Origin of the sequence: Veillonella dispar (assembly GCF_937975875.1) — a bacterium.
GTDB classification, from domain to species: Bacteria; Bacillota; Negativicutes; order Veillonellales; family Veillonellaceae; genus Veillonella; species Veillonella dispar_B.
Genome location: NZ_CALJSP010000184.1, coordinates 1 through 7,008 on the forward strand (window position 1 = coordinate 1; position 7,008 = coordinate 7,008).

Below are 7,008 nucleotides of genomic sequence, written 5' to 3' on the forward strand. Positions count from 1 at the left end.
AACTCGTTCGTGCAAGGAATATGAACCTTAAGAAGTATCGTGCCGTTGACGCTGCTAATTATTTTATTATAGTAAACCCTTATTTTCCATCATTTCTTTTATATTTAGTAAGGTGGATTTACAAACTACATCATATTCTAGTGTACTCAAGAAATCTGCAAATTTTCTATCATCTTCATTTTTACAGTTTTCATAAGGAATTTTACCATTTTGTTGATATGGTTCTAGAATTCGATTTCGCCGGTGCTTCCAAGTATTATAATAAGGACCTTTAAATTTTGTCATAAAGCCATTGCTATCGACTAATACAAAGCCTTCAGACTCATGATGTGAATTGAGTTCTTTATTTATGATGTTTGTCAGTTCGTCCATAGTATTTACTTGTTGAACTGTTTTTACAATAGATATCAATTGTGTATCATATTTCTTAAGGATGGAGTCTAGTTCTGCTAGCCTTTCCCTAGAGAAAGATACATCAATATGTTTACCATTTACATCTAGCGTATTTTGAATCATATCAAGTACATAAAGATGATCTTGGTCATATTTTATAATATGTGTATCTTCTTGGCTGATGACTTCAAACATCATAGAACAGCAATTACGTTTTAATAATTCTTTGATTTCTTCTTGTAGGCTTGTAGGTAATTTTTGGAATAAATTTTTAAATAAATCTACGTGCATACCTTCTGTAGTAGATTTAGAAGCAAAGACTAACTCATCATTAATGACACCAAGAATAGCGAGGTATCCATTTTCTTTAGTTCGAATTTCAACAGGGAAGAAGAGTGTGTTAGCTAAATTATTTAACTCTGTTTCTGGCCTCTCATTGAGATTAAAGAATTTATTATAACTACGTAATTTTACATCTCCTGTCATACGATCTACAAATAATCCCCGAGCTTGTACTGTATTTTCATTCCATAATCGTTTGTGGAATACGCGTGAGGTAAAGTTCAAGGAATATAGGTTAGGAGAGCATTTTTTCACTTTTACTAATTTAGAATTACCTAAAATATTAATATCTTCATTTTGTGTGAAGATGATGTGTTGTGTCATATTTTGGAATTCATGGCGCATATAATCTTTATCATATACATCGTTTTTTATTCCATTTTTTGTGAAAGTATTTGCAGTGATATCGATGTATTTTAGTTCTCCACCAAATTCTACTTCTCCTTCTAAACAGAAGGAATATTTACCATCTGGAACACCACGATGACCATGAATTTGAATAAAGTTCTGACACATACCTTTTTCGTAATTATTATCATATATTTTAGCAATATCTGTTTCGTAAGCTCCAAAACCATTAATAAAGGTAGAGGTAGCTATAAAGGTCATATTAGGTACATAGGAAAGACCAGCATGGGATACTAAATATTTTTTGCCATGAAAGCTGAAAGGATAGCATTGACGAAGTGATTTATAAAAGAGGCGTAATTCTCGTTGAAGTGATTCTACATCTTTTTTTGTCATATCTTTTACGATAGGTGCTACTACGTCTTTCATAAATCGTTTGGAACGATCTAAATTTGTATTGAAAGCAAAGTTTGCGATATGTCGTTCGTGATTACCTTCTAACATAATAGTATTAGGTAATGTACTAAGACGCATCATTTCGTACATCATTTCTTTATTTTCAATACCGCGCTCCAAATAGTCGCCACAAAAGATATAAAGTGTTTTTTCATCCCATGGAGTGATAGCTTGTTGTAATGCCGTGTAACAGCCGTGAATATCACCGATGATACGCACTCGTTCATATCGATTCGTTAAATTTACAGTAAAGTAATTGTTGATTTCATCGATAGAATTTATTTTCCTACAAAACTTTGGTAATGTTGTTGTTTTAATCATCTTGTGCATGCGGTGTATAACTTGCTCAGGCACTCGTTTGTAATCTGTTCGTGTAGCATTACGAGCTAAACATTCTTCTAATGATGTATCTGGCTCGTAGTAATATACAGTATATTTATATTTGTTAAGCAATTCTTTATATACATTAACAGCTTTAGATGTAGTATGGGTAGCATCTAAAACGATAAAGTCGCCATTGCTCATTCGTTTCTCTAAGCAATCTAGTAGGAGTTCCCAGGCCGGACCATTATCCTCTTGTGAAATATACCAGCCGCTTTCACCAAGGGAAGGGCTGCGTAATAGCATACGGAAATGATCGGCTTCTAAGGTGTAAGCCTCAAGATTGTTGTCACGAATCCACTGAGACTTACCACTAGCAGGAGCACCACGCATTAATAATAGTGTTCTCATAGTAATAGTCCTCTAATCTGCCCATAGGGCGTAATAAAATATAACTGTATAAAAAACGAAAAGAATATTATTGAAAAATTGAAAAAAGCATAAAAAAAACAGTCTCAACGGATATCCGAGAGACTGTCTTACTTGCTTTTAAAATTATAAAGCGTTTACTTTAGCTGCAAGGTTGGATTTTTTGCGAGCTGCAGTGTTTTTATGAAGTACACCTTTGGAGGCTGCTTTATCAATTACGCTAGTAGCATGAACAAGTGCTTGTTTTGCTTCTTCTACTGCGCCTGCTTGAACAGCTTCTACGGTTTTACGACTTGCTGTACGGATTTGAGATTTTACAGCGGCGTTTTTCGCACGACGTTCAGCATCCGTTTTTACGCTTCTAATACTGGATTTAATGTTTGGCAATTGAGTCACCTCCTTAAAAATCGTTTCTTATACCTGAATGATTATATCATACCACATATTGATACGCAAGGACTTTTCAGCCCAATATTTTCCTTGTTTATATGAAATATAAAACATTTTCTACTGTTCTTTAACTATAGCATATAAGTCTGTTTTATGAAATCAAGATTATTAATATATTTGCTAGCATTGTAATTAGTTAATTATTTTGATTTTAAAAGTTAGTTAGCTCCATTATGTTATAATAAAGGATAGAATTAAGCGAGGTGTATTATGAAAAAATTAATGATTATAGATGGCAGTAGTTTGTTATTCCGTGCATTTTTTGCGTTACCACCGTTGAAGTCTGCTTTGGGCACTCCAACGAATGCGGTGTATGGTTTCTTAACAATGCTCATCAAATTGTATGAAGAAATTAACCCTGATTATATTGCAGTAGCTTTTGATAAAGGTCGTCAGACGTTCCGTACTGAAATGTACAGCGAATATAAAGGTAATCGTCCAGATGCACCAGAGGATTTACGACCTCAATTTAGTCTTATTCAAGATGTATTAAAAGCCTTAGGTATTTGTGTTATTGAAGAAGAAGGCTTTGAAGGGGACGATATCCTAGGATCTTTAAGTAAGAAATTTGGTACACCAGAGATGGCTGTTCAAATTATTACTGGTGACCGCGATAATCTCCAGCTCGTTACAGAGCATAGTCACGTGTTCTTAACTAAAAAAGGTATTTCTGATATGTTAGAGGTTACTCTTGATAACATGGAAGAACTCTATGGCTATGGTCCTGATAAGGTTATCGAAATGAAAGCTCTTATGGGTGATTCCTCTGATAATATTCCAGGTGTACCAGGTGTAGGTGAAAAAACGGCCCTTAAATTGATTACAGAATACGGTGATCTTGAGTCCGTATATGACCATATCGAAGATATTTCCGGTAAGAAATTAAAAGAGCGACTCGTAGAAAATAAAGACTTAGCGTTTTTATCTCGTGAATTGGCAACCATTAAGACAGATATGGATTTATCTTACAAGGTTGAAGATTTTGTACAAAATTTCCATACCTCTGAGGTACAGCCTTTATTCGAAACCTTGGGATTTACTAAATTAACGCCTCGTATCGTACAAGTAATGGGCGGAGAGGAAGCCGCTTTTGGTGATCCTGGTTCTTTATTTGCTCCACAAGAGGAAATTTCTCTAGATGATTTAGCAGATGCTAAGGCTTTAACCTCTGAGTTCTATACAGATAAAACGGTGGCAATACATGTTGTACTCGATGGTAAAACTCCATTTAGAACAGTAACGAATGCGTATGTATCTAATGGTGATACTATTGTAAAAACAGATGATACTAAAGCTGTATTAGCTGTTTTACAAGGTGCAAATGCTATCGTTACTACTCAAACCAAAGAGATTATTGAAGCCTTTGGTGAAGATGCACCAGCTGAGATTTCTCTATTTAACGATGATAAAACCGCTCGTATCCATGATATGTCTCTTCTTGCGTACTTGTTAGATCCTACGCGTACTAACTATGGTTATCTATATTTAACGGAACGTTTCTCTGTGCCAAGCATTGCTAGTGGTAGTGTAGATGTAGAATGCGTGTCCATGGTGAAAGCTTTACTCGCTATGAACGAAGTAGCTTGTGAATCTGCACGCCGTGAAGATCTTTGGTCTCTATATGAAACAATTGAGTTGCCATTGATTCATACTTTAGTAGTAATGGAGAAAAATGGTATTTACATAGATACAGAAAAATTAGCTGAAACTACGGCTCGTTTTAAAGAGGAACTAGCGCAAGTACAGCAAGAGATTTACGATATCGCAGGAGAAACTTTCAACATTAACTCGCCTAAACAATTGGGTGTTATCTTGTTTGAAAAGATGAACTTGCCAATCATTAAGAAAACTAAGACTGGCTATTCTACAGATGCTGAAGTACTTGATATGCTTCGCCATGAAAGTCCGATTGTAGAGAAAATCTTGGCATACCGTTCTGTAGCTAAGCTAGTATCTACGTATTGTGAAGGCTTGGCGGTTCTTATTAATGATAAGACTAAGCGTATTCATACGACCTTTAATCAAATGGTTACGGCTACAGGACGTCTCAGCTCTTCTGACCCTAACTTACAAAATATTCCGGTTCGTACTGAAAAAGGCCGTGAAATTCGTGCCTTATTCTTTCCAGGTGCAGGGTACGATACATTAGTTAGTGCTGATTATTCTCAAATTGAGTTGCGCATTTTAGCGCATCTATCTGGCGATGAAGCGTTAATTAAAGCTTTCGTTGATGGTAAGGATATTCATCGTTTTACTGCGGCAGAGGTACTAGGTAAATCTCAAGAGGATGTAACAAGCGAAGAGCGTTCTCATGCTAAAGCTATTAACTTCGGTATTATTTATGGTATTTCTGACTTTGGCTTATCTCGCGACCTTGGTATCACACGGGGAGAAGCTAAAAACTATATTGATTTATACTTTAGCCGTTATCCAAAGGTTAAAGAGTATATGGATCGCATGGTTCAAGAAGCTCATGAAACTGGTAAGGTTCGTACTATGTTCGGTCGTCAACGTGAATTACCTGATATTAACAGCCGTAACTTTAACCGTCGCTCCTTTGCAGAACGTACGGCAATGAATACACCAATTCAAGGCACTGCGGCAGATATTATCAAGTTGGCTATGAACCAAGTCGAGAAAAAGCTAGAAGAAGGAAACTTTACATCTCGTCTTTTATTACAGGTACATGACGAACTTGTATTAGAAGTAGTAAATGAAGAATTAGACGCAGTTGAAGAAGTATTGCGTTCTACAATGCAATCTGTCGTAGAATTACAGGTTCCTCTTATTGTAGATGTGCATCATGCTGAGAACTGGGCATTGGTAAAATAGTTTAGTTAATAGTATTACGTGTTAGAAGGTATATATGTTTAAAATAGGATTAACTGGTGGTATTGCATCGGGCAAGAGTACAGTCCTTACCTATTTTAAGGACAAAGGAATACCTTATATCGATGCAGATATCGTCGCTCGTGAGGTAGTAGATCCCGGTACTGAAGGTTTAGAAGCAATTGTGGCTGCCTTTGGTTCTAATGTATTGCATGATGATGGTACATTAAATCGTGAAGCATTGGGCGCTATTGTCTTTCACAATGAAGAAAAACGACAATTGTTAAATGGCTGTCTAAAAACGCATATTCGCAATCGTATTTTGGAACTAACATCTCAATATGAATCGGTTAATACACCGATTTTAATCTATGATATTCCATTACTCATAGAGGGGGAATGGTATACCATGATGGATGAGGTTTGGCTTGTTTATGTAAACGAGCCTACTCAGATAGATCGCTTAATGAGTCGCAATGGATATACCAGAGAGGATGCTTTGGCTCGCATCAATAGTCAAATGCGACTCGACGATAAACGATCTTTTGCAGATCTAATCATTGATAATAATGGTACACCTCAGGCTTTGACCGCAAAATTAGATACAATTTGGAGTGAGCGTCTAGAGCTGCTTTTACAAAAAACTCAATAATAACAATAGATGTGGACATAGGAGGCAGTTGCTTAGACTCGTGCTCCTTCCCTAAGTCTATATCGAAGACCAGATTATCCTCATAGCGCATTTTCAAAAGGAAGATATAAGCGTTCACGAAATCCATCTCCTCCCGTAAAGTAACACTACGGCACTCATTCTCTTGCAAGGTATAACGTAAGACACGGGATAACTCCTGCAAATATTCTTGTGCCTTCCCGGGAGTCTCCCGGATCAAGGAACGGAGCGTATTCAAGGAATTAAATAACATATGAGGATTAAGCTGGCTCTTCAAGGCCTCATATTGGTTCAATAGATTCTCCGCCCGCAATTGCTGGTTCTCGACCTGTACTTGCTGGCTTTGACGAATCAGGTAAATCATATAGCAACTACCCGTAACGACACACGACATGATAAAATCCCTCAACGGATGCAGATAATGATGCACCAAGGCGTCGATCGCCGGGATATCAAACTGATGGTGCAAGAACACGAAACCCTTTCCTAATAAATTATTCACGCACCAAGTCATCACGAACGAGAGCAGGACCTTCCGCCAAGAGATATGCGCTTTCTGCCGATTGAAACCAAAGACATACGTGTTCATCGCAAATAACAGTAAGAGGGACACGAAGGTGAAAAAGACCTCATTCGCTACATCCAATACCGACATATCCGGGAAAAGAGCGTTCTGCCCGGTAACGTCAAACAACGACACCAATTCCGGGAAATGCAGTTGGTATAGGGAGCACGCCCTAAGGCTACTACATCTTTACAGCGGAGATTAG

Annotated in this window: 5 protein-coding genes; 2 read left to right on the forward strand and 3 right to left on the reverse strand. The window is 37.0% G+C overall.

Annotated features, from left to right (window positions below; genetic code table 11):
- Positions 1 to 66 precede the first annotated feature (66 nt).
- Positions 67 to 2,271: an RNA ligase gene (locus tag Q7P05_RS09250; protein WP_303931800.1), complete on the reverse strand. Its 2,205-nt coding sequence runs from the start codon at positions 2,269 to 2,271 to the stop codon at positions 67 to 69.
- A gap of 144 nt (positions 2,272 to 2,415) precedes the next feature.
- Positions 2,416 to 2,676, reverse strand: a complete 261-nt coding sequence (gene rpsT / locus Q7P05_RS09255; RefSeq protein WP_009351773.1) for a 30S ribosomal protein S20 — start codon at positions 2,674 to 2,676, stop codon at positions 2,416 to 2,418.
- Between the two features lie 273 nt (positions 2,677 to 2,949).
- Here rpsT and polA point away from each other — a divergent pair, with 273 nt between their 5' ends.
- Together polA and coaE are read left to right on the forward strand one after the other, a co-directional pair.
- Entirely contained in the window at positions 2,950 to 5,571 is a 2,622-nt protein-coding gene (polA, locus tag Q7P05_RS09260; RefSeq protein WP_303931802.1) for a DNA polymerase I, read from the forward strand.
- A 34-nt stretch (positions 5,572 to 5,605) separates the two neighbouring features.
- Positions 5,606 to 6,220 carry a dephospho-CoA kinase gene (gene coaE, locus Q7P05_RS09265; protein WP_303931803.1) on the forward strand — a complete coding sequence of 205 codons (615 nt, stop codon included), beginning with the start codon at positions 5,606 to 5,608 and terminating at the stop codon, positions 6,218 to 6,220.
- Here coaE and Q7P05_RS09650 read toward each other — a convergent pair.
- Entirely contained in the window at positions 6,126 to 6,893 is a 768-nt protein-coding gene (locus tag Q7P05_RS09650) for a sensor histidine kinase (protein WP_369680440.1), read from the reverse strand. The genes coaE and Q7P05_RS09650 overlap by 95 nt on opposite strands.
- Between the last annotated feature and the right edge of the window lie 115 nt (positions 6,894 to 7,008).

Coding starts and splice junctions, on each gene's coding strand:
- polA (WP_303931802.1), top strand. CDS start 2,950: ATGAAAAAATTAATGATTATAGATGGCAGTAGTTTGTTATTCCGTGCA.
- coaE (WP_303931803.1), top strand. CDS start 5,606: ATGTTTAAAATAGGATTAACTGGTGGTATTGCATCGGGCAAGAGTACA.
- Q7P05_RS09650 (WP_369680440.1), bottom strand. CDS start 6,893: ATGTCGGTATTGGATGTAGCGAATGAGGTCTTTTTCACCTTCGTGTCC.
- Q7P05_RS09250 (WP_303931800.1), bottom strand. CDS start 2,271: ATGAGAACACTATTATTAATGCGTGGTGCTCCTGCTAGTGGTAAGTCT.